Here is a 21,956-nt window from a genome sequence, read left to right on the forward strand (position 1 = left end):
TGTTCTACGCGCCTTTGTCACCCTGATCCGCTCCCCGGAGATCCCTCAAGCGCCGGTCGGCGCGATCGCGGCACGCGGGCGCAGCGTCGCCATGATCAGGTACATGCCGCCGCCGATCGCCACGCCGAAGAACCACCCATAGGTATTCCACCAGACCGGCAGCAGGTTGGTGAAGTTAGGCAGGAAGGTCGAAAACACGCTGCCGACGGCCGCGGAGACCAGCGCGTTGACGTTCCAGCCACCTTCGTAGCGGTACTCGCCGTACTCCTGATAGAGCGCCGCGACGTTGATGTTGCCTTTGGCCACCAGGTAGTAGTCCACCAGAATGATCCCCAGCAGCGGGCCCATCGTGGCGCCGATGGCGTTGACGAAGTGCGCAGCGTTGCCTTCCCACGGCGCGAACGGGTAGAGCACCAGCGCGATGGCAGCGGCGATGTAGCCGCCCTTCTTGAAGCTGATCCGCTTGGGGAACGTGTTGGAGATGTCGAACGCCGCCGAGACGAAATTGGCCACCACGTTAATGCCCAGCGTGGCGACCGCAAAGGTCAGCGCCGCGATGAGCGCCAGCACCCAGCTGTCGAACTTGGCCGAGATCTGTTCGGGGTGGAGCAGCACTTCGCCGTACACCTTGAAGGCAGCGATGGTCGTGACGCCGGCGACCAGCGAGAACGCGATCAGGTTGACCGGCAAGCCCCACAGATTTCCTTTCTTCACTGCATCGCGGTTTTTCGCGTAGCGCGAGAAATCGCAAAAATTCAGGTAGAGCGCCGCGAAGTAGGTGATCCAGGTTGCGCCCACTGCCATCAACGCCCAGAACGAGCCGGGCTCGCCGCTGACGCCGGCGTCGCTGGTCTTATCGAGCAGCACGTTCATTGGAATGCCACTAGTGAAAGAGAAACCGCCGGCCTTAACGCACAAACCGATCGCCAGGATCAGCATCGCGACCCACACCGCCGGCCCGGCCCAGTCCTGGAATTTGCGCACTGTCTCCATGCCCTTCTGGATGATGAGTAATTGCAGCGCCCAGATAATCACGTAGCAGATCACTTCCAGCCCCGAGTGGCCGAGGAACTGCGTGCCCTTGTGGAATGCCATCAGGCTGTCGCTGCGGATCAGCAGCGCGACCATCGCACTGGAAGCGGCTGCCGTCTGCGCGCCGTACCAGAAGCAGGCCACCACCGCGCGCACCAGTGCCGCCAGGTTGGCGCCCCACACGCCAAAGGAGGCGCGCGCCAGCACCGGGTAAGGCACGCCGGTCTTCTCGCCCGCGTACCCGATCAGGTTCATGAGCGCGAAGATCACCAGCGAGCCGAGCCCGATTGCCAGCACGAAGTTGATAAAGCTGCCGCACAGCAGGAACAGGCTGGCGGCGAGGTAGTAACCCCACAGGCTGTGCACATCCGAGGTCCACACGTTGAAGATGCTGAAGGCCCCCCAGTTGCGTTGCCTGGCGGGCGCGAGATCTTCGTTGTAGAGGCCGGGGGAAGGATCGCGGATTTCCATCTGTCATCTCCTTTGAGTTCGTGGAACTGAGGAAACACCGCTGGACCCTCCTGGGTGGAGATGCTCCCGCGTTTGAGGACAACTGGTATGCAAAAACTGTACGTGCTGCGCCGCATCGTTTCGATGGGTTAACCCTGATCGAGATGCGTGCTGGCGCGAACCAGGCGTCTGTTACGACGCACAATGGACGCCATCGCAATGTCACCGTTGTAATCCACACGACCATCCGGCGAAGTTATTATTGCCCGAGCAAAAAAACTACAACAGGTCGTTACGCGGCTGGATGGTGTTTTGCAACGCGACACGCTGATGTCCCGTCGAATCTGAGTTTGGCGGGGGGGCGGTTTGTCGTGACTTCGGCGGGTGCGAATGTGCGAATCGCACCGTGATTACGGCGCGACAGGGTGGACGTATTGAAGGCGCCGATCGTGGACCGTCGCCCTTTCCTTCGTGTGAGGTATGCCGATAATGGCTGACGTGCGGCACCTCAGGCAGAGGCGTAGATGCTGGTGCCGGCGTTGTCAGCCAGGGATGACGGGCTCGACCAGCATTGCCAGTTGAACAAGCGACTCCTGCCAGCCGAGGTAGCACATCTCCACAGGGATGACCTCGGGTATGCCCTCTTGCACGATGGTGAGCTCGGTTCCGCAGGACACCTGCCGCAATGAGACGGTGACGTGCATCTGGCCGGGCAGGTTAGCGTCGTCGAATCGGTCCGAGTAGCGAATCTTCTCGAACGGCACCAGTTCGATGTACTCGCCGCCGAACGAGTGGCTGTTGCCGGTGCCGAAGTTACGGAAGGACATCTTGTGAGTGCCACCAACGTGGGCTTCCATGTGGTGGACCTGACAGGTGAACCCGTAGGGAGGAAGCCATTTCGCTATTGCGTCGGGTTCGAGGAAGGCCCGATAGATGCGTTCGGGAGTCGCGCGCAAGACGCGTTGCAGATGGACTGTTCCGGTAGTCATGGTGTGCTCGCCTTTCGTGGAGAAGTTGGACATACCCTTACGACGATTAGACGATGCCGGTATCGACATAGGTTGAGACCAGGAAAAACCCGTAGGCGCCGATAGGTTTCTCCTGCTGTCGATATCAGATGCCGTGCAACGGACAGGCGGCCACACATTGCCTGTCTATGTGAAGCGCTCCGACCTTGCATGGCCGCGGTGGAGCAACGGCGCGTACTCGTGCAATTCCGACGGCGCAATGTCGAAGGCGCGACGGAATGCGCGCGTAAAGGTTGACGCATCATTGAAACCCAGCCCGGAGGCAATGTCCTGCACCTCCATCTGCGGAAAGCGCACCAACTCGTCGGCCGCCATTCGCAGCCTGCGGCTGCGGATGTAGGCGGCCAGGCCACCCTCGTGCTCGAATATGCGGTACACGCTGGCGCGCGAGAGATGCAGCGACGCCAACACGCTGTCAGGCGACAAATCCGGATCGTGCAGATGGGTCTCGACATGCCGCCGCACCTGTCCATAAACAGCAGCACGTACCGCTGCGCGGCCGTTGCCGGAAAGACCCGCTTGACGGCTGAACGCTGCGACGAGTAGCTCTACCGCAGTGAGGCAGGACTGATGCGCTTCCTCCTTGCTCAGTCCGACGATTTGCCGCTTTAGCGCCACTAGATGCTCGATCAGCATGCGTGTCAAAGGGGTGGTGGCGTGAACCCAACGGCCATGCAGCGAGGCGGCATCAGGGAACGACCGTTCCACCAGGGCGCGCGGCACGAAAAGGAGCAGTATCCGACCATGAAAACTCCGGATTGTGCACGGCTGATCCATGTCCAGCGCGAGGATACTGGGTACTTGCGGTAGGTACGGCGCGTCGAGCCCCGACTTGCCGCCCAGGAATTCCCCCGGTCGCCCTTCAAGGAATACGTTGAAGCTGATGTCGCGAACGCTTTCGGTCGAAACCCGCCCCAACGATCGCACGGCCAGGTTCGGCCCGGTACGGAAGTCGAAGAGGCTCAGATTGTCGATCGTGTAACGGGACAGGGATGCGTCGAACGTATCCTCGGCTCGTTTTGACGGGGGCTGTATATCGTAGACAGGACTCATACGCTCCTGCCAGGCCAGGAAGCTTTGACGGGCGTCGCCTTGAACGCTGAAATTGCTATGCCCGATGCCGGGCGCAAGCGTCGGGGGCTCCGGCGGCAACAACAAGCGGCCAGGCGGTATGGCAGTATGTAGCGGGTCGTTGTTCAAAGCAGTGCTCATCGCTGATTTTCATCCAGTTTTGATCCGCCCCGTGCGGCTGAACTTTATGTTGAGCCACTAGCCCGCGCTGGAGCGCGCTAGTGTAGGTGGCCAAGCATATCAGTACTTGTTTTTGTCGTAGCGTACAGAGGACGACTCGCTGGATAATCTGTCGTTTCAGTAGTCGACGACCACACGTGTTGCTTGAGCCGTCGCGGGCGGACGACGAAAAATGACCGCGAGAGACAACAGCAGGAGAGCACGCATGGAGATCGTTCCTCAAAGTGCGCCGGGTCGACCGATGATCTATACCCATGTCGATCAAGCCATTCGCCAGAGCCTTAGCTCGCGCCTTCACGCTCGCAGCGGCGGAGGGCTACGGTCTTCCGCGGAGTGTCCGCTATGGGTCCTGGATTCAACTGGTCAGGCATGAGAATAATATTGATGGTATTTAGACCAACAACCGGGAAGACCAGGGGCAGCACAACGGGCAGGGCGGCCGGTTTCGACCCGTGGAGGTCGATGTGAAAATCGTCGTCAATTTGACTTTCTCGCGATAGCTCGCTGCCGGAAAAGAATTATCACCTCGTATCGAACCGATATAAATTCGTGAATCTGTGACGGATTTGTAGTCGGGCGACGTTGAAGAAGGGTTGGCACCGCAGACGAGACAAACATCAGCAATCCACACAACCCGGGATATGAAACGAAGCAATGGAAAATAACATCTTCAGGTCTCCGGCACGTGGGGTTGCAGTAGCCGGCTTTGTTTTGACGCTCGCCGCATGTGCATCGAATCAGGCACCGGAACCGGCATCCGCATCCGCGCTTGGCGACTACAGTCCGCAGTCGCCGTTTCCAGGCGCTGAGTGGACGCAGGCTGCACCGGCTACGCAGGGTTTTTCACAGGAGGGTATCGACCGCGCCGTTGCCTACGCGAAACAGCAAGGCTCGACATCCGGCATGATCGTCCATGACGGGCTGGTCGTGGCCGAATGGGGCGATGTGTCGAGGAAATCCAACCTCCACTCGGCACGCAAGAGTTTCGTGAGTGCGTTGATCGGCATCGCGGTCGCACGCGGCCAGGTGCACCTCGACGATACGCTGGCGCAACTCGGCATCGATGACTACGAACCCTCACTTTCGTCGACGGAAAAGCGGGCCACCGTGCGCATGTTGCTGGAGGCACGCTCCGGGGTTTATCACCCTACCGTGTACGAAACATCGGGGATGGAAGCGTCCAGGCCTCCGCGCTACAGCCATCCGCCGGACACATTCTGGTACTACAACAACTGGGACTTCAATACGGTCGGCGCGATCTACGAGAGGGCAACCGGCGAGAGCATTTTCAAGACGCTGGATACGGAGATCGCTGTCCCAATTGGTATGCAGGACTATCGATCATCAGACGGTCACTATGTGTCGGGCGGCCTCGCCACGCGGTACCCTGCCTATCCGTTCAACTTGAGCGCGCGAGATTTTGCACGTTTCGCGCTGCTCTATCTGCACAATGGTCGTTGGCGCGACCGGCAGATCGTCCCGGCGGAATGGGTCGCTGAATCAACGCATTCGTATTCCGACACGTCGACCGGCGGGTACGGATATATGTGGTGGACCAGCACGCCGGTGAGCGGATCTCGTGGCCAGAAAGTGGCACTCCTAAGGCCTGCTTACTGGGCCGATGGTCATTTGGGCCAGTATGCGGTTGTGGTGCCGTCGCTCGATCTCGTGGTTGTGAATCTGGTCGATTCGCGGCGGACCTCGAAGCGCATGGGACAACTGAAAATGGAGAGACTGGTGTGGCTGGCCGAGTCCGCCGAAAACGCAACCGGTATCGGTCCTGAACCTGGAAAGGTCGCAGACGTTATAGCGCCCTGACAGCTCAGCATCCGGCGCATAGTGGGCCGTTCAGTCGGCCTTTCGTTCTTCGTAATCTGGCGACGTGAACACGGAAGTTCAGCATCGGCCCAGATTCGGCCATGCAGGACACCAGAGCACCCGACGACGCATTGCACTTCGTCAACAGTCGAACCTCATTTTGAAACCGCCGAGCAAACTGGAAGCATGCGATTTTATCAACTCGCACCGGGCGTAACGCTGTCCAGACGTATCCGTTGAGCCTACTCCATGCGTGGTTCATTTCGTATCACCAGTTCCATGAACCCTGAGTCGAAATCGCGCTCCCTGGAGAAACGATGTTCGGGAAGAAGCGCCAGCAATATCTCCGCAGTTGTACGGACCGTGCAACCGCGTCCCACATGACCGCCGAATACTCGACCGCGCGAGTCGGAAACCGACATGTGCAGATGCGCTCCATCGGATGATAGGGACCCCGCGAGCGTCAGGATTTCCAGATCGTCGCGCAACTCCGTTGGATCTTCGTCCCCGGCAAATCGCAATTGGGCAACGCTGAGGCTCCCAATGCCCTGGATCACGAAGGCCGCCTGCACCTTGACCTGGCGCAGCACGTCTTCGAGGGCGACACGCAAATCGTCGCCGGGAAAAAGACGCAAAGGATGTGCTTGCATCGCGCGCTTCCTGGTTGAGGGCCTGGTGACAGGTTAAGGCGAATTGAGCCCGGCCACAATTACGCGTCAGCTTTCGCGCATAACAGGCGCCGTCGGGGTGACAATCAGGTAACTTGCTCTAAAATCAACCCAGCTTCGAGAACAGTGCAGGGCGATGATGGGCTTGGGTATCGCCGGCATGCATTAGCCGGCATGCATTACATGGGGATGGCGGCGATGCTGATGAACCCCGCGATTCGCTACGCGCCAACTATCTTTGCTGGGTCAATTCTGATTGCAATTGCGGCTTCCACCTCGGCACTGTGGGTCGCAAACACACTCCGCGGAGCGGATCAGAACCATGTGATGCCCAAGCGCGTTGGTGCGGCCTGTGTCATGGGCGTTGCCATTGCAGGTATGCATTACACCGGCATGGCCGCGACGAATTTCCCCGTTGGATCGATTTGCGGTGTAGCGAATGGCATTAAGCCTCAATGGCTCGCTGCCGCCGTCATTCCGTTTGCGTTTGCGATTCTTATCGTGACGCTGCTTCTTTCCCGCCTCGATGCCAGGGTCGCGTTTCTCGCCAATTCGGTCGCCCGTCTCAATGATCAGATCGATCGCGTGGGAGGTCCGATACATTGACCGGTCTGCCCAATCGTAGAACACCGACGGAACGGACTGACGATGGATCAGTTTCAACCCCTCGCCAAGCCGCGCTCGCGACGCCGGCCACCTCGTACGACCCGGGCAGTTGACGGCGATTCGACCCCACGGTTGTGCCGCGTGCGACAGCGCTTTTTGTGCGACCGGGGGTTCTCACCTTTTCTTCCTATTCGCCTACTGTTGATCGTGGACCTGCATCGACCAGAAGGTGTGGCGCTGCCCGTGCCGGATAGAAAATTTTTTGTTGTTTGAAGATATCAAAAACGGGTTTTTTTGTTGTCCCGCATTTTCCATAATGAAGGTGAACGCTGTCCCGCAAAGCATGTGCACAGCCCCGCTGTCCGCACTTGCCGTGCCCCTTTTTCATTCATCTTATGCCGGGTTTCTCCATGTCCAAGACCAAACCAGACGATTCGCTCGCCGCACCGGCCACCGGGATCCGTAAGGGTCTCACCAACTATGGTGACAGCGGCTTCTCCCTGTTCTTGCGCAAAGCTTTCATCAAAGGCGCGGGCTACACCGACGAAGCATTGGATCGACCGGTAGTCGGCATTTCCAACACCGGCAGCGCCTACAACCCGTGCCACGGCAACGCGCCGCAATTGCTCGAGGCAGTCAAGCGCGGGGTGATGCTGGCTGGCGGCTTGCCGATGGATTTCCCGACCATTTCCATCCATGAGAGTTTTTCGCAGCCGACCAGCATGTACCTGCGCAACCTGATGTCGATGGATACCGAGGAGATGATCCGCGCTCAACCGATGGACGCGGTCGTGCTGATCGGCGGCTGCGACAAGACCGTGCCGGCGCAGTTGATGGGCGCTGCATCGGCGAATATTCCCGCCATCCAGCTGATTACAGGCTCCATGCTGACCGGCTCGCATCGCGGCGAGCGCGTCGGCGCGTGTACCGATTGCCGCCGCTATTGGGGTAAATTCCGTGCCGACGAAATCGATAGCGCGGAAATTGCCGCCGTGAACAACCAACTGGTGGCGAGTGTCGGCACGTGCTCGGTGATGGGCACCGCCAGCACCATGGCTTGCGTGGCCGAAGCACTGGGGATGACGGTGCCGGGCGGCGCATCGCCGCCGGCCGTGACGGCCGATCGCATCCGCATCGCCGAGGAGACCGGCGCCCAGGCGGTGCAGATGGCACGCAGCGGGCTGACAATCGACAAGATCCTGACCGCCGATGCATTCGAGAACGCCATCCGCGTGTTACTTGCGATTGGCGGCTCGACCAACGGCATCGTGCACCTGACAGCGATTGCGGGACGCATGGGACTGGATGTCGATCTGAAGGCACTGGATCGCATGGGTCGCGAAACGCCGGTGTTGCTGGACCTGAAACCGTCCGGCCAGCATTACATGGAAGACTTCCACCACGCCGGCGGCATGGCGACGTTGCTGCGTGAACTCAAGCCGCTGCTCAAGCTCGACGCGATGACCGTCACCGGGCGTACCCTGGGCGAGGAGATCGAATTGGCCGGTCCTGGCTTCGAACAGGACGTGGTGCGCACAATCGCCGACCCGATCTATCCGCAAGGCGGCATTGCCGTCTTGCAAGGCAACCTCGCACCTGGCGGCGCGATCATCAAGCAATCCGCCGCCGATGCCAAACTCATGCAGCACGAGGGACGCGCGGTGGTGTTCGAGAACGGTCAGGACATGGCCGAACGCATCGACTCGGACGACCTCGACGTCACGGCGGACGATATTCTGGTACTGAAAAACATCGGTCCGAAAGGCGCCCCGGGGATGCCGGAGGCCGGTTATATTCCGATTCCGAAAAAACTGGCGCGCGCTGGTGTCAAAGACATCGTGCGCATTTCCGACGGGCGCATGAGCGGTACCGCCTTCGGCACCATCGTGCTGCACGTGACGCCTGAGGCGGCCATTGGGGGCCCGCTAGCCTATGTTCAAAACGGCGATCGTATCCGGCTCAGCGTAGCCGCCCGAGAAATCACGCTGCTCGTATCGGACTCCGAACTGGCACGCCGCGCGGCTGCCGCTCCGGTAGAGGTGCCGACCGCCGAACGCGGGTATCGGAAACTGTTCCTCGATACGGTGCTGCAGGCCGACAAGGGCGTCGATTTCGATTTCTTGCGCGCCGCCAGGATTCACGACACGACGCCGAAGGGCTAGCGGCTGCGTGCCGCACCGCGAGACACGGGCTTGGCGGTTCCGAAAATCGCCTGTGCCTCCTGGAAAAAATCCCGGGCCAGGGCCGCGTGCGGCCCGTTGCTGGCCCAGATCAAGCCGCTGCGCCGTACTGGAGCGCGGCCCGGCAACGGCAGCCGCGCCAGCGACATGCCGCTCGACCAGAGCGATACCCAGTCCGGCAGCAGCGATACGCCAATGCCCTGGTCGACCAGAGCGGCGATCGCTAATAGTCCATCGATCTCAAGCCGCTGATGGGGATGGATCTGATGATCGCGCAGGTAGCGATCGGCCAACTGACCGCCGAGCACCGAGCGTTCGTAGCGAATGAACGGCTCGTTGCGCAGCACCTCGTGCGCGTCGCGACCAGCCATGGTGGCTGGAGCCACGACTACCAGCGGCTCATCCAGGAAGGGGCGCCATTCGCAGGTCTTGCGAATGGCGAACTGCGGCTCGACTACCACCGCTGCGTCAAGCTCGCCGCTGCCTACCTTGCGGCATAGCTCGACGGATGCCCCAGGGGTGATGAACAAAGCCAACTCCGGATAGCGCGCATAGAGGTTTTTGAGCACAGGCGGCAGGACGTTGGTGAGGGCGGAAACGAAGGCGCCGAGCCGCAACTCGCCGACCCGCGCGCCGTCGCTCGCGATAACACGCAAATTGCGCTCGTCGCGCAACAGCGCGCGCGCCGGCTCGAGAATCTTGAGGCCGGCTTCGGTCGCCTTGACCACCCGGCCGGCACGCTTGAGAAGCTGCATATCGAGGTCCACTTCCAGCGCATGCACGCGCGCTGCCAGCGCGGCCGCCGTCACGTCGAGGCGGCGCGCCGCTTCTGCTAGCGAGCCGCAATCGACGGCCGCCACAAAGCTTTCCAGATAGTCGGTATTCATCGTTTTAGCTTAACTGATGAAGATCCCTCAAACAAAAAATATTTTATGGTCTAAACGCACCAGAAGGTGGTTCTTCTTATGCTCTGAAAAAGTGACACTGCGATCACCGATACCGCATCGATCGCAATCGAAAAACCGGAGACACTTTTTGAATACCCACCCTCACAATGTTGCGACCGACGCTCGCATTGCCGAATCAGCCGACGCGGTCTACAGGCGTATCGCCTGGCGCTTCCTGCCGCTGCTGTTCGCCTGCTACGTGGTGGCCTATCTGGACCGCGTCAATGTGGGATTCGCCAAGCTGCAAATGCTGAACGATCTACAGTTCAGCGAGGCGGTCTACGGTCTTGGCGCGGGCATGTTTTTCATTGGCTATTTTTTCTTTGAAGTGCCCAGCAATCTGTTGCTGCACAAGCTTGGCGCGAGGCGCTGGATCGCGCGAATCATGATCACCTGGGCGGTCCTTTCGATGTGCACCGCCTGGGTTAGTACTCCATTGCATTTCTACATCGTGCGCTTCTTTCTTGGCATTGCGGAAGCCGGTTTCTATCCGGGCATGCTGCTCTATCTGACCTACTGGTTCCCGTCGCACAGGCGCGGCCGGATGGTGGCGTTGCTGACCGCGGGCAATCCCGTGTCCGGCATCGTGGGAGGCCCACTCTCGGGCTACATCATGACCGCGACGGCCGGCATCGCCGGCATGCATGGCTGGCAGTGGTTGTTCATCCTGGAAGCTTTGCCGGGTATTCTGCTTGGCGTGATGGTCTACCGCCGGCTCGACGACAAGGTGGCGCACGCCACATGGCTCAGTGTCGAAGAGCGCGCACAGGTTCAGTTCGACCTCGACATGGAAGGCAAAACCAGGACACATGGTTCGGTAAGCCAGGTGTTCCGCTCCGGCCGTGTCTGGCTGCTCTCGCTGATCCTGTTCGGCATCATCATGGGCTCGTATGCACTGAGCTTCTGGCAGCCGACCATCATCAAGGGCACTGGCATCAAGAGCCCTGCGTTGATCGGCGTGATGACGATGATCCCCTATACGGCGGCACTGATTGGCATGCTGCTGATCGGCCGCAGCGCGGACAGGCGGCGCGAACGACGTTGGCATGTGATCGTGCCAAGCCTGTTCGCAGCCTGCGGCTTCGTGCTGTGTGCCAACATGGCCGACAACTCTGTGCTGTCGATGCTGGGACTGACGATGGTTGCGGTAGGCATTATCAGCGCCCTGCCTATGTTTTGGGCTTTACCCACGTCGTTTCTGGGCGGGGTAGGCGCCGCCGCCGGTATCGCGCTGATCAATTCAACCGCGAATCTGGCCGGGTTCGTCAGTCCGACCGTTATCGGCTGGCTGAAAGGTCAGACTGGCACGCTGTCGTCAGGACTGTACCTGGTTGCCGGTTCGTTGACCCTGTCTGCCTTTCTGGTCTGGGCCTTCATTCCGGCGCGGGTGGTGAACCGCTGAGGCTGCCGCGGACCGCATTGGGACGGAAATCGGCCAGCTTCGGCGGTTCGGCACTGCGGCCGGGACCGTCGACAATCGACAGAATCAAAGATGCCGGGTTTCCGATGGCGGATTGGCCCAATCGTTTTGCAGGCCATTCACGTAGACAATCTGTGTACTCAACGCTTCGTCAACGTCAAGGTCATCGACGCACATGATGTTGATATTAATGTATGGGAATCCGGTTTCGTTTGGCATATCAATGCGATCAAATACGTGGACGCCGCACCGCTTACAGAACGGATGATGCGCAACCGGATTTTTGCCTCGATATACCATGAGTGCATTTTCATCGGAAAGAAGACGGAACGCCTCTAGGCGAACGTTGACGAGCCAGAGCCGCACTTTGCTACAGAAGGTGCAGTTGCATCTCACGGTGCCCCGGCTGAAATCAATCTGAGCTTCGAACCTCACTGATTGGCAATGACAACTTCCTCGATATGTCCGCAGCATTGAGCGCTCCTATGGATTGAGATGCGCTCAGCACGATTCGGGTTTGTCAGCCAAGGGTAATATCGAGCGCTGCCAAAGGCTAGCATTTCGATTATGCATAGGCAACGCTGTGCGTGCATCGCATCAATTTGGACCAACCTGGACGTCAGCGAATGGGAATATCGTTCTAGCGTAGGGTGGAAATGAGTCGTTGGCATGGATCCGTTGCAGCCCAACCCGGGCAGGCGATTGATTTGCGGTCGCAGCATCAAGGGACGCGGTGTAGGCTATCCTTTACGAATTTATCGAGGACGCAGGTATGAATGAACGGCCACGGATTTCAATGACTCGCATTGAAAGTGCGTCTGCCTTGATAGATCCGGTATTCCTCAATTCACCTCAATTCGAGTGTGAGTCACTCTCGAATGTGCTCGGCGTTCGGGCCGTATTGAAGGTGGAAACGGTAAATCCGATTCGCTCGTTCAAGGGGCGGGGTGCTTGTCTTTATATGGCCAACGTTCCGCGCGACTGCGAAGTTGTCTGTGCGAGCGCAGGAAATTTCGGTCAGGCAATGGCTTATGCTGCATGCAGCGGCTCGACATCTTATGCGGCGCTCCTTATCGAAGTGCAGCCGCTACCGCCTCGTCAATCTGCAGCGCAAAGCGCGCTTCAACATCGGGCACCGTGTAGCCAATTGACAGTTCCAGATACGCATCGCCTAGCACCAACTGAACGAATGTCGCTGCCCGCAATGCAGCAGTCGATTCGTCAAATCGCCTTCGCAGAATTTTTGCGGCGAAGGCACGCACGACCTTTGCACCATTTTCGTAAAATACCTGGCCGAGTTCCGGAAGACGCTCGGCCTCAGCAACGATGGCCCGGTAAAGCCGCAGATTATCCGGTGCGATAAGGCTTCGTGCCAGCAACCATCCCAACTCGCGCAACCCGACTTCGGGTGCGCCATCGGATTGCTCGCCCTGAGCGCTGGCAAGCAGCGCGCCCACCTGCGCGCACATCGAACTCACCAGACCAACAAAGAGCGCCTCCTTCGATTTGAAGTGACGGTAGACCGTCTGTTTGCCGACGCCGGCGGCCGAGGCGACATCGTCCATCGTTGCCAAACCGAAACCCTCGCGTAAGAAAACGGTTTTCGCGCCGTCGAGGATTGCAGATCGCTTGCGGCATTGCAGCCGGCTCAGGCCGGGGAGAGAAGAAGTGTCCATGCAAGATAAATAACAGATCGATGAGTAGTTGACAAGACTGGGTAGTCTCGTTTAGATTTGCCAAAACGAGACTGATAAGTCTCGTTTGTATGACTATTCAACCTCGCAGCCAATCATTGGAGAACGCTTTGAAACTGTTCATGACAGGTGGTACTGGCTTTATCGGGCAAGCGGTCGCGCGCAAGGCAATCAGCCTCGGCCATCAGGTGACGGCGCTGGTGCGCGAGGAAAGCTCGGCGGCCGCGAGCGCGCTGGCACGTCTCGGTGTGACACTGCATTCCGGCGACCTGCGCGAGCCGCAGTCTTTCGCTGCGACCGCCGGCGCCGCTGACGGCGTGGTGCACGCCGCGTCGACCAACGATGCTTCCGCCGCTGCGGCTGATGAAGCCGCGGCGGTAGCGATGCTTTCGCATTTGCATCCGGGCGCGGCGTTTGTCTATACGTCGGGCACCTGGGTCTACGGCAATACGGAGGGGGAGTCCGCGACTGAAGCATCGGCGCTGAACCCGACACCACTCATCGCCTGGCGGCCTGCAGTGGAGCAACATGTGCAGGCGCTAGCAGCAAGCCGCTCGATTGCCGCAGTGATCCTCAGGCCGGCGATGGTGCACGGCTACGGCGGTGGTGTTTTCGGCATGCTTGCCGGCATGGCCCATCAGACCGGCAGTGTGAGGGTCGTCGGCGATGGTCGTAACCACTGGCCTGCCGTTCACGTCGATGATCTCGCCACGGCTTACCTGAGCGCGGTGGAGCGAGCGGCAAGCGGGGACGGTCGAGTCGCGGGACAGATATTCAACGTGGTTGCGGAAGATGCCGTTGCCGTTGCCGAAATGGGTGAAGCGATTCGGGCGTCGATCGGCGCCGATCGCGTCGAAGCGTGGCCGCTCGACGATGCCCGCAAATCGCTTGGACCGTTCGCTGACGCATTGGCGCTCGATCAGACAGTAAGCGGCCAGCATGCCCGGCGAGTTCTTGCGTGGAAGCCCCATGGCCTCGGCCTGATTGCGGACCTCTCCGTACAAAAGCACTTTCAGCAAATCAACGGAGCATGACCATGGCGTGGAACAGCGTTCCTTTCGAATCGATTCTCGCGATGATCGTAGCGGTTCTGTTCGCGGTTGCTGGGGTGGTCAATCTCACAGGACTCGGCGCGGTGAAGCGTGACTTCGCGCGCTGGGGTTACCCGGCATGGTTTCATTTGCTCTGTGGCGCTCTTGAGCTGTTGTGTGCGGGACTTCTTTTTGGACAACAAACCAGAGTTCTCGGCCTAACGCTGGCCGGTGCGATCCTGGCCGTCGTGCTCTTCACGTTGTTCCGAAACCGTGAGCCGTTCGGGCATCTCGCCCCTGCGCTGATCTTCTCGGCCCTCATTGTGACTACTGTGGCGCTCCGCGGTTGAGGCTTGCTCGCCGCAGCGCTAGCAGAAGCGCGCTATGGCGCGATTGTGGCCGCGAGCGACGCATGGGCATCGCGCCGGTCGCCACCAGGCCGTTCGCCGTTGCGTGAGGCCGCGTCCGCGTTGTAGCCGCCAATGCGTCCGAGCGGTGGCCAATTTCGTTACGGCCTCAACGCACGAAGTTGTTGGGTCGTGCCCCTCATGCTTTAATTGCGCGTTCTGCTCGAGGCGATCCATTACGTCATGCTTTCTTTCCAGCCCGTTACGCTGACTACCCCGCGCATCATTCTGCGGCCCCCTCGCCATGAGGACCTGCAGGCACTGTTCGCGATCTGGTCGGACGCAGAGGCGATGCGCTACTTTTCATTTTCGGCGATGACCCATCTGGACCAGGCAGAGGAACGTATCGCGGGGGCATTGAAGGCATCCGCTGACGGCAAGGACTTCATTGGCATAGTCGAACATCGAACCACTGGAGAAGTACTCGGCACTTGCGATCTTTTCCATGTGAACGAGCAATGCCGGCGAGCGGAGATAGGTTTTAGTCTGCAACGCAAGCACTGGGGCAACGGATACATGATCGAGGCGGCTTCCGCACTGATCGAGCACGCGTTCGGTGTGCTGAACTTGCGGCGCATCGAGGCGGATATCGACCCTCGCAATCTCGCTTCGGCCAGGCTTCTCGAACGACTTGGATTTGCGCGTGAAGGACTTTTGCGCGAGCGCTGGACCGTGGGCGACGAAGTGTCGGACAGCGCGCTATATGGGCTGCTTGCGGGGGATCGCCGGGCGTATGGGCCCGGCGACCAGAATCAGGATGACAATTTTGCATCGCGTAGGCATGGCGATCGCCGCGATCAAGGAAGGCCCGCTACCGATTTCGATGTTCCCGACCGGACAGACCCCGGGTATCAGGACTAGACCCGCGGCCGTCAGTGCCTAAGCGTGCTCCTTCTTGCCGCTGCAAGAGGACAGCCGGCCAAGGCGCCGCCGCCGCGTTACGGGCTCCTGAACATTCTCCGCAACTTCGCGCCACCACTTCCCGCCGCGGTGCGGTGCGCTCAGATCCAGCCGCTCTCCCATGCGGGGCGTCGCAAGCGGAATGCCGCGCGCGGCGGTGAGCCCGACCACGCGTTCGTACGGTTCCTGCCAGCGATGCATCGCCAGATCGAACGTGCCGTTGTGAACCGGCACCAGCCAGCGGCCGCGCAGATCGACGTGTGCCTGTACCGTCTCGTCGGGCTGCATGTGCACGTACGGCCATTGGGCATCGTAGGCGCCGGTTTCGAGCAGCGTCACGTCGAACGGACCCAGCCGCTCGCCGATCGTCTTGAATCCATCAAAGTAGCCCGTGTCGCCGCTAAAGAACACGCGCAAAGCGTCATCGACGATGACCCACGAGGCCCACAAGGTGCTGTTGCCGTCAAAGAGACTGCGGCCGGAGAAATGCTGCGCCGGTGTTGCCGTGAACGCCAGACCGTCGATCTCAACGCTCTGCCACCAGTCGAACTGGCGGACCTTCGACGCGTCGACACCCCACTCGATCAGACGGTCGCCGACACCCAGCGGCGTCAGAAACACGGCCGTCGTAGCCGCGAGCGCCAGCACGGTTTCGCGGTCCAGGTGGTCGTAGTGGTCGTGCGACAGAATCACGCCGGAGAGCGGCGGCAAGTCTTCGAGTGCAAGGGGTGGCGCATGAAAGCGCTTTGGACCGAATCGCTTGAACGGCGATGCACGTTCAGCGAAGACCGGGTCTGTCAGCCAGAACTGACCGCGCAGCTTGAGCAGCATGGTCGAATGCCCGAGGCGATACAGGCTCCGGTCAGGCGCGGCCTCAAGCTGTTCACGCGACAGTGCGTCGACGGGCAGGGGGGCCGCCGGCACCGTGCCGTCCGGTTTGTTGAAGAAGATATTCCACACGATGCTCAAGGTCTTGCGGATTCCTTCGACCGGACGCGGTTTGACGTTACGAAAGCGCTCGCCGTCGTGCTGGGCCGACGTATCGAACGATTCACGCCCGCGTCGCGCCGCCGTCAGGCCCAAGGCGCGGCGAATAGAACCGGTGAACGATGTCATGCAAACCGCCTCGAAACATAAAGTAGACTGTTGAGTGTAGTTTATTTTCGAGAAAAGTAAACTCCCCGGTGTAAAATTTAAGGATGAATACCAGCGATACCCCCCTCCGCCTGACCGATCGCAAGCGCGCCGCCGTAATTGGGGCCGCTATCGAAGAGTTTCTTGCGGCCGGCTTCGACGCGACCAGCATGGACCGCATCGCAGCGCGCGCGAGCGTCTCGAAGCGTACGGTCTACAACCATTTTCCAAGCAAGGAAGCACTGTTCGCAGCGATCCTGCGGCAGTTGTGGGAGTCGAGTGACACGGAGGAGGCGCCTGCTTATTCCTCCGTGCATCCGTTGCGGGCGCAGTTGCTCCAGCTTCTGTTAAAAAAGCTGAGCCTCCTGAACGACGAGGCGTTTCTGTCCTTGGCGCGCGTTGCGATTGCGGCGGGCATTCATTCGCCGGAGCGCGCGCGCGATATGGTGGCTCGCATGGGCGAGCGCGAGGAAGATTTGACGGTGTGGATTCGCGCAGCCGCTGCCGATGGCCGTCTCAAGACGCCGGACCCAATGTTCGCCTCGCAGCAGTTGCAGGGCCTTGTGAAAGCGTTCGCTTTCTGGCCGCAGGTGACGATGGGCCAGTCAACGCTCAGCGTGGATGAACAAAGACAAGTCGCGGAATCTGCTGCCGATATGTTTCTTGCGCGTTATGCGTGACTCGTTGAGCGCGAGCAGTTGACTCCGCGATCGTCGTTCGCCGCATCCTGCCGTGACCGGTCCCAATTCAATTGGAACAACCTGTTCAAACACTGCGCGCCTGAGTGTAACCGGGTGCGTCTGGATCAAACGTGTTAGCGGGATTTAGCCGTTCGCGACGCGCAGCGATCGCCTCGTCAAGCAACTTGTGGAGATGGTCCGCGCCTCTGATAGCCGGCAAACGCCTCACCGGATGAGCCGGATCGTCGGTCATCAGGATAAGCGTGGCAGTGCCGAATAGACGCTGCCACCAGGGCTGGATCGACGTGATGTGCTGAATCCGGGAAAGCTCGAGAATCGACACACGTCGATGCAGAATGCCCTGCGTCCAGCTAATCCGTGCGGTATCGATAACGATTCGGGTGAACGCAGTCTTGACGAACGGCAAGCTGACACCGACTAAGACCGCGCCGGCTTGTGCAAGCAGGACATGCCACTGAAACGGGAACGAGTTCGACGCGCAGACATGTATCGCGCCGATCATTGCCATGACGGCGCCTCCCTTCAGGAGCGCCGGAAGGTTGCAGGCCTGCGACGGCGCGCCGCTGAAAATTACTTGATTGGCCATCGCACCTATCCTTTTTTCTGATCCACGGCTCTATTCGTCCGTCCAAAAAGGCAGCGTTGCCTGATTCGGTTGCGCGCGGCGAACTGACTGCTGGCCGGCGACAATGCCATGTCCCTTTCGCCCGGCATACCTGCGCGCCGGCTTGGTGGGACACGCTTCAAACGTTTGGTGGCGGTACGACGCATCTTCGACGCATCGGTCACGGAAACAAGCGTAGTCAAGTCGCACGCCACTATCTTGAAGTCGCCGTGGCACGACTGGGTGCCGACGGTATGTCCAGTATAGCCTTTACGGCGCGGGTCGTCCGCGACGCGGCGCGAACGGTGCCGCGCCAGCAAACGTCCCCTGTGAGCCCAACTCACGCTCGATACGGATCAACTGGTTGTACTTTGCGGTGCGGTCCGTGCGAGAAAGCGACCCCGTCTTGATCTGACCGGCGTTTGTTGCGACGGCGATATCCGCAATGCTGACGTCTTCGGTTTCTCCCGAACGGTGTGAGATCACCGCGCTGTAAGCGGCGCGCTGGGCCGTTCGCACCGTTGCCAGCGTTTCGCTGAGCGTACCGATCTGGTTCATCTTGACGAGTATCGAGTTTCCAATGGATGCGTCAATGCCATCCTGAAGCAAGCGCTCGTTGGTGCAGAAGATGTCGTCGCCAACGAGCTGGCATTGTCCGCCGAGCCGGGACGTCAGCAATTGCCAGCCCGCGTAATCGTTCTCGGCCATGCCATCCTCGATGGAAACGATGGGATAGGTAGCCACCAGCGTCGCCAGATAATCGACCTGTTCCTCGATGCTGCGCTCAGTGCCCTCGCCACGATAGACATAGCGGCCGTTGCTGAAGAACTCGCTGGAAGCCGGGTCTATCGCCAGCGCGATATTGACGCCGGGTTTATAGCCTGCTTTCTCGACTGCGCCGACAATCAGATCGAGCGCTTCCTCAGCGGTGCGCAACGTGGGTGCGAAGCCGCCTTCATCGCCGACATTCGTGTTGAAACCCGCGTGCTTGAGCGCGCCACGAAGCGTATGAAAGACTTCGGCTCCCATTCGCACGCTGTTGGCAAACGACGTCGCGCCTATCGGCAAGATCATGAATTCCTGGAAATCGAGCGGATTGTCGGCATGTGCGCCGCCATTGATGATGTTGATCATGGGAACCGGCAGGACAGACGCCTGCAACCCGCCAAGATAACGAAACAGCGAGGTCCGGTTGAAAGCGGCCGCGGCGTTCGCTGCGGCCATTGAGCAACCGAGAATCGCGTTCGCACCGAGACGCTGCTTGTTGTCGGTGCCGTCGAGCTCGATCATGGCTTGATCGAGCTCGCGTTGGCCCATTGCGTCCATGCCGACCAGCGCATCCCGCAGCTCGGTGTTGACCGCATCGACGGCCGCCGTGACGCCTTTACCCAGATACCGCGCAGGATCGTTGTCCCGCCTCTCGACGGCCTCGCGCTCCCCGGTTGAAGCGCCAGACGGTACCGTTGTCCGGCCTTTCGAGCCATCGTCCAGGATAATTTCTACTTCAACCGTGGGATTCCCCCGGCTGTCCAGGACTTCGTAACCCATGACCTGCGCGATCCGGCTCATTTTTAACGCTCCTTTACGATAGAAAAACTGTCCCATCAGACAAACGCGACTGGCGTATGTCCATTGAATGAATGTCCGAAGAATTAGCGATAATATGAAGTAAAAAGTTATATTTTTTGAAATTACTAGCAAAAATACGTTGAATTATTATGGGAAGCAATTTCCATTGAGTGCGAAGATACGCACTTGTGTAGTATTCGAAAACCGAGTTTTATTGCGAGATCGGTCAGCTTTTTTAACGAAGGGATCGTTGAAGTGCGTACATTGCCTCCGCTGTCTTTGCTGCGCGCGTTCGAAGCAACCGCCAGGAACGGTTCCGTGACCAAGGCGGCCGAAGAGCTGTTTCGAACCCACGGCGCCGTGAGCCGTCAGTTGAAGCTGCTTCAGGAGCACGTCGGCTCAGCGCTTTTCGACAAGGAAGGCACGGGTTTGAAGCTGAATCAGCACGGGCAGGACCTCTATGTGCTCGTCAGCTCCGTGTTCGAGCAACTCGAGCACGGCTACACCAGGTTGCAGGCCCAGGTGCAGGGCTCGGGCCTGCACCTGGCTTGCAGTGCGACCTTTGCCATGCGTTGGTTGGTGCCGAACCTTGCCGATTTCTATCGCGCGTGTCCGGACATCCGTATCCGCCTCTCCATGACTTCGGCGCGAGAGATCAGGACCGAAGGTGCTGATCTGGTCATTGCGTGGGATCTCACTTCGTATCCGGAGGCGGACCGTTCCCGCGCGATCCCGCTGGCACCTGTCGCATTCGGGCCTGTGTGCATACCCGGCTACCGGAACTCGGCAACAACGGGGGCGCGTATCGCGCACGACTTCACCTCGAGTGCATGGACGCACTGGGAGGCGCAGACGGGCACCAGAATTGGAACCGGCGGGCAGATTACGTTTCCCCATACGCACCTTTGTATCGAGGCGGCGCTGTCTGGTCTGGGGGTGGCGCTCGTTGAAAAACGGCTGATAAGACGGGAGCTGGATGAAGGGCTGCTGGTGGCGCCGTGGGGATTTGTTCAGCTCCCCTTCAGATTGATGGCCTTGCCGGCCGCGGGTCGAACCTTGCCCAGGAACCTCAATGAATTCACATCCTGGCTACGTGCCCGGCTTGAATATAAAGACGCCGGCTAAGGCAGCTATGCAAATGGCTGTTCCACCTGATAGCTGCCTTGTGCCCCATGTCAATCTGGAGGGCGCATGAATGCAAAGGCCTGGCTTAAGCAGCCGGCGCGGCCGGTGCATTCGGCGTGTATTTCCGCAGTCGCTGGGAAATCAGATGCGAAGGCTTTTCGATCATCCGGTAAAACGCGTAGCTGATGGCGAACGCCAACGCCACCTGTACGAACCAGGCGAATCGCGATGTGTCATCGAATCTGGTCATTTCCAGCAGTGCAAGCGCCATCTTGTGGCAGAGATAGAGGCTATAAGACCACGCTCCGAAAGTAGCCAGTCGGGACCAAATGCTGCTTCTGGACGGTGTGGCTGTCTCCGCCGCGATCCAGATTGCCGCAAGGAACTGAAATAGCGGGAGCGTGATATCCGGTGTAATCAACGGCACACCCGCTGGTTTGAGATTCGATTCGGAGAGCAAAATCATAACGGCCGCTCCGGCCGCGACAACGGTCACTCTCAGCGTAACCAGATGGTTTGCCAGGTAATGAGTACTCCGATCAAGGCCGCGCTTGATCATCATGGTGAGTGGCGAATACGCACCACGGACGTGGAACTGCTCCGCGTTGCGCTGGATTTCCGCGATCAGGCAGCCAAAGATCCATCCAGCCGCGTACAGTAAAGCCGTACCCGGAACGCCATACGTTTCAATGACGCAACCATGGCAAACCGGGTGGCCCACCAGACGAACCGCGGCCACCATCACGCCTGCCGCAAGCGCGCAGCCAACGATCATTTCGCCGAGGTAGCGAAACCGTGGGCGCAAGATCGGATAAGCGGCGTAATACACCATCTCGCAGTAGAGCGACCAAAGCACGGACTCCAGATAATTTTGTCCCGTCGGCAAAGGTTGAACGAGGCACAGCAGAATGATCAGCGGCAGGCCGATGCGGATGAATCTCGACGCGTAATAGTTGATCGGCTTAAGGGTGACATCCCTTTGATATGCGTTGTGGATGCAATAGCCGGAAATGACGAAGAACACGATGACGGCGGCGGGACCCGCAAACAGCGCTGTCGATCCTGACCACAATGCGCCGCCCATGAAGGCAAGCCGGTGTGGCAGAAGTTCTTTAAACGCGGGCGGGCGAAAGTGATACATCAAGACCCAGACAGCCGCGAGGAATCGAATGGCGTCTATCTTCAGGGATTTGTTCAGATTTGCGGACGCTGACAGATTCAAGGTGATCGCCATTTTTTGCCCCTTCTTCTATTCAGGCTGCGACGATCTTACCTCCGCGTTAAACAACAAAAATACCAACAAAAATCGAAAAAAATTGGGGAAATTAATGCCCGCCAAGCCTCGTGATTCGCGCTGGAACAGGGCAGAGTGCGGCCCGCACGCGCAACCG

Annotated in this window: 19 protein-coding genes and 2 pseudogenes; 10 read left to right on the forward strand and 11 right to left on the reverse strand. The window is 59.5% G+C overall.

From position 1 onward, the window contains the following. Positions 1-45 precede the first annotated feature (45 nt). The 3 genes from ACUN0E_RS09815 to ACUN0E_RS09825 all read right to left on the reverse strand — a co-directional run bounded on the left by ACUN0E_RS09815 (position 46) and on the right by ACUN0E_RS09825 (position 3,722). A complete protein-coding gene (locus ACUN0E_RS09815; protein ID WP_408227697.1) occupies positions 46-1,503 on the reverse strand; it encodes an NCS1 family nucleobase:cation symporter-1 in 1,458 nt (485 codons plus the stop codon). A 521-nt stretch (positions 1,504-2,024) separates the two neighbouring features. Continuing rightward, the gene (locus tag ACUN0E_RS09820; protein ID WP_408227700.1) at positions 2,025-2,471 is read right to left on the reverse strand and encodes an SRPBCC family protein; all 447 of its coding nucleotides are present in this window, start codon (positions 2,469-2,471) and stop codon (positions 2,025-2,027) included. 165 nt (positions 2,472-2,636) lie between these two features. Further along, on the reverse strand, positions 2,637-3,722 hold the full coding sequence (locus ACUN0E_RS09825; protein WP_445566454.1) for a helix-turn-helix domain-containing protein: 1,086 nt from the start codon (positions 3,720-3,722) through the stop codon (positions 2,637-2,639). 693 nt (positions 3,723-4,415) lie between these two features. Between ACUN0E_RS09825 and ACUN0E_RS09830 the strand changes: the two genes are divergently transcribed. After that, positions 4,416-5,579 (forward strand): serine hydrolase domain-containing protein, encoded by a 1,164-nt coding sequence (locus ACUN0E_RS09830; RefSeq protein WP_445566455.1) that lies wholly within the window; start codon positions 4,416-4,418, stop codon positions 5,577-5,579. A 242-nt stretch (positions 5,580-5,821) separates the two neighbouring features. Here ACUN0E_RS09830 and ACUN0E_RS09835 read toward each other — a convergent pair whose 3' ends face one another. Further along, a complete protein-coding gene (locus tag ACUN0E_RS09835; protein WP_408388039.1) occupies positions 5,822-6,229 on the reverse strand; it encodes a PPC domain-containing DNA-binding protein in 408 nt (135 codons plus the stop codon). A 144-nt stretch (positions 6,230-6,373) separates the two neighbouring features. Between ACUN0E_RS09835 and ACUN0E_RS09840 the strand changes: the two genes are divergently transcribed. Further along, complete coding sequence (locus ACUN0E_RS09840; protein WP_445566456.1) at positions 6,374-6,853, forward strand: MHYT domain-containing protein; 480 nt, start codon at positions 6,374-6,376, stop codon at positions 6,851-6,853. 410 nt (positions 6,854-7,263) lie between these two features. Continuing rightward, positions 7,264-9,015 carry an IlvD/Edd family dehydratase gene (locus ACUN0E_RS09845; RefSeq protein WP_408388043.1) on the forward strand — a complete coding sequence of 584 codons (1,752 nt, stop codon included), beginning with the start codon at positions 7,264-7,266 and terminating at the stop codon, positions 9,013-9,015. Here the strand turns inward: ACUN0E_RS09845 and ACUN0E_RS09850 are convergent. Further along, complete coding sequence (locus tag ACUN0E_RS09850) at positions 9,012-9,920, reverse strand: LysR substrate-binding domain-containing protein (RefSeq protein ID WP_445566457.1); 909 nt, start codon at positions 9,918-9,920, stop codon at positions 9,012-9,014. The genes ACUN0E_RS09845 and ACUN0E_RS09850 overlap by 4 nt on opposite strands. Positions 9,921-10,068: 148 nt before the next feature. Here ACUN0E_RS09850 and ACUN0E_RS09855 point away from each other — a divergent pair, with 148 nt between their 5' ends. Then, complete coding sequence (locus ACUN0E_RS09855; RefSeq protein ID WP_445570411.1) at positions 10,069-11,382, forward strand: MFS transporter; 1,314 nt, start codon at positions 10,069-10,071, stop codon at positions 11,380-11,382. Between the two features lie 84 nt (positions 11,383-11,466). On the opposite strand, the gene ACUN0E_RS09860 is transcribed toward ACUN0E_RS09855, so the two are convergent. Further along, entirely contained in the window at positions 11,467-11,874 is a 408-nt protein-coding gene (locus tag ACUN0E_RS09860) for a GFA family protein (protein ID WP_445566458.1), read from the reverse strand. Between the two features lie 322 nt (positions 11,875-12,196). Here ACUN0E_RS09860 and ACUN0E_RS09865 point away from each other — a divergent pair. Then, positions 12,197-12,427 (forward strand): annotated as a pseudogene (locus ACUN0E_RS09865) (pyridoxal-phosphate dependent enzyme); the annotation flags it as partial. Between the two features lie 43 nt (positions 12,428-12,470). Here the strand turns inward: ACUN0E_RS09865 and ACUN0E_RS09870 are convergent. Continuing rightward, positions 12,471-13,076, reverse strand: coding sequence for a TetR/AcrR family transcriptional regulator (locus ACUN0E_RS09870; protein ID WP_445566459.1), 606 nt, complete (start codon positions 13,074-13,076; stop codon positions 12,471-12,473). Positions 13,077-13,204: 128 nt separating this feature from the next. Here ACUN0E_RS09870 and ACUN0E_RS09875 point away from each other — a divergent pair, with 128 nt between their 5' ends. The 3 genes and pseudogenes from ACUN0E_RS09875 to ACUN0E_RS09885 all read left to right on the forward strand — a co-directional run. Further along, on the forward strand, positions 13,205-14,128 hold the full coding sequence (locus ACUN0E_RS09875) for an NAD-dependent epimerase/dehydratase family protein (RefSeq protein ID WP_445566460.1): 924 nt from the start codon (positions 13,205-13,207) through the stop codon (positions 14,126-14,128). Between the two features lie 2 nt (positions 14,129-14,130). After that, a complete protein-coding gene (locus tag ACUN0E_RS09880) occupies positions 14,131-14,475 on the forward strand; it encodes a DoxX family protein (protein WP_445566461.1) in 345 nt (114 codons plus the stop codon). A 240-nt stretch (positions 14,476-14,715) separates the two neighbouring features. After that, positions 14,716-15,258: pseudogene (locus ACUN0E_RS09885) on the forward strand (GNAT family N-acetyltransferase); the annotation flags it as partial. Between the two features lie 153 nt (positions 15,259-15,411). Here the strand turns inward: ACUN0E_RS09885 and ACUN0E_RS09890 are convergent. Further along, the gene (locus ACUN0E_RS09890) at positions 15,412-16,548 is read right to left on the reverse strand and encodes an MBL fold metallo-hydrolase (RefSeq protein WP_408227736.1); all 1,137 of its coding nucleotides are present in this window, start codon (positions 16,546-16,548) and stop codon (positions 15,412-15,414) included. 83 nt (positions 16,549-16,631) lie between these two features. Here ACUN0E_RS09890 and ACUN0E_RS09895 point away from each other — a divergent pair, with 83 nt between their 5' ends. Continuing rightward, positions 16,632-17,246, forward strand: coding sequence for a TetR/AcrR family transcriptional regulator (locus ACUN0E_RS09895; protein WP_445566462.1), 615 nt, complete (start codon positions 16,632-16,634; stop codon positions 17,244-17,246). Between the two features lie 85 nt (positions 17,247-17,331). On the opposite strand, the gene ACUN0E_RS09900 is transcribed toward ACUN0E_RS09895, so the two are convergent. Both ACUN0E_RS09900 and eno read right to left on the reverse strand, forming a co-directional pair. Further along, positions 17,332-17,853, reverse strand: coding sequence for a PH domain-containing protein (locus tag ACUN0E_RS09900; protein ID WP_408227742.1), 522 nt, complete (start codon positions 17,851-17,853; stop codon positions 17,332-17,334). Positions 17,854-18,141: 288 nt separating this feature from the next. Then, on the reverse strand, positions 18,142-19,440 hold the full coding sequence (gene eno / locus ACUN0E_RS09905; RefSeq protein ID WP_445566463.1) for a phosphopyruvate hydratase: 1,299 nt from the start codon (positions 19,438-19,440) through the stop codon (positions 18,142-18,144). Positions 19,441-19,695: 255 nt separating this feature from the next. Here eno and ACUN0E_RS09910 point away from each other — a divergent pair, with 255 nt between their 5' ends. Next, on the forward strand, positions 19,696-20,565 hold the full coding sequence (locus tag ACUN0E_RS09910; protein WP_445566464.1) for a LysR substrate-binding domain-containing protein: 870 nt from the start codon (positions 19,696-19,698) through the stop codon (positions 20,563-20,565). Positions 20,566-20,650: 85 nt separating this feature from the next. Here ACUN0E_RS09910 and ACUN0E_RS09915 read toward each other — a convergent pair whose 3' ends face one another. Continuing rightward, complete coding sequence (locus ACUN0E_RS09915) at positions 20,651-21,799, reverse strand: acyltransferase family protein (protein WP_445566465.1); 1,149 nt, start codon at positions 21,797-21,799, stop codon at positions 20,651-20,653. Between the last annotated feature and the right edge of the window lie 157 nt (positions 21,800-21,956).

Source organism: Paraburkholderia sp. D1E (assembly GCF_052682275.1).

Excerpts from the sequence above, each read along its gene's own strand:
- ACUN0E_RS09815 (WP_408227697.1), bottom strand. The coding sequence starts at position 1,503 with ATGGAAATCCGCGATCCTTCCCCCGGCCTCTACAACGAAGATCTCGCG.
- ACUN0E_RS09820 (WP_408227700.1), bottom strand. The coding sequence starts at position 2,471 with ATGACTACCGGAACAGTCCATCTGCAACGCGTCTTGCGCGCGACTCCC.
- ACUN0E_RS09825 (WP_445566454.1), bottom strand. The coding sequence starts at position 3,722 with ATGAGCACTGCTTTGAACAACGACCCGCTACATACTGCCATACCGCCT.
- ACUN0E_RS09830 (WP_445566455.1), top strand. The coding sequence starts at position 4,416 with ATGGAAAATAACATCTTCAGGTCTCCGGCACGTGGGGTTGCAGTAGCC.
- ACUN0E_RS09835 (WP_408388039.1), bottom strand. The coding sequence starts at position 6,229 with ATGCAAGCACATCCTTTGCGTCTTTTTCCCGGCGACGATTTGCGTGTC.
- ACUN0E_RS09845 (WP_408388043.1), top strand. The coding sequence starts at position 7,264 with ATGTCCAAGACCAAACCAGACGATTCGCTCGCCGCACCGGCCACCGGG.
- ACUN0E_RS09850 (WP_445566457.1), bottom strand. The coding sequence starts at position 9,920 with ATGAATACCGACTATCTGGAAAGCTTTGTGGCGGCCGTCGATTGCGGC.
- ACUN0E_RS09860 (WP_445566458.1), bottom strand. The coding sequence starts at position 11,874 with ATGCTGCGGACATATCGAGGAAGTTGTCATTGCCAATCAGTGAGGTTC.
- ACUN0E_RS09870 (WP_445566459.1), bottom strand. The coding sequence starts at position 13,076 with ATGGACACTTCTTCTCTCCCCGGCCTGAGCCGGCTGCAATGCCGCAAG.
- ACUN0E_RS09880 (WP_445566461.1), top strand. The coding sequence starts at position 14,131 with ATGGCGTGGAACAGCGTTCCTTTCGAATCGATTCTCGCGATGATCGTA.
- ACUN0E_RS09890 (WP_408227736.1), bottom strand. The coding sequence starts at position 16,548 with ATGACATCGTTCACCGGTTCTATTCGCCGCGCCTTGGGCCTGACGGCG.
- ACUN0E_RS09895 (WP_445566462.1), top strand. The coding sequence starts at position 16,632 with ATGAATACCAGCGATACCCCCCTCCGCCTGACCGATCGCAAGCGCGCC.
- ACUN0E_RS09900 (WP_408227742.1), bottom strand. The coding sequence starts at position 17,853 with ATGGCCAATCAAGTAATTTTCAGCGGCGCGCCGTCGCAGGCCTGCAAC.
- eno (WP_445566463.1), bottom strand. The coding sequence starts at position 19,440 with ATGAGCCGGATCGCGCAGGTCATGGGTTACGAAGTCCTGGACAGCCGG.
- ACUN0E_RS09915 (WP_445566465.1), bottom strand. The coding sequence starts at position 21,799 with ATGGCGATCACCTTGAATCTGTCAGCGTCCGCAAATCTGAACAAATCC.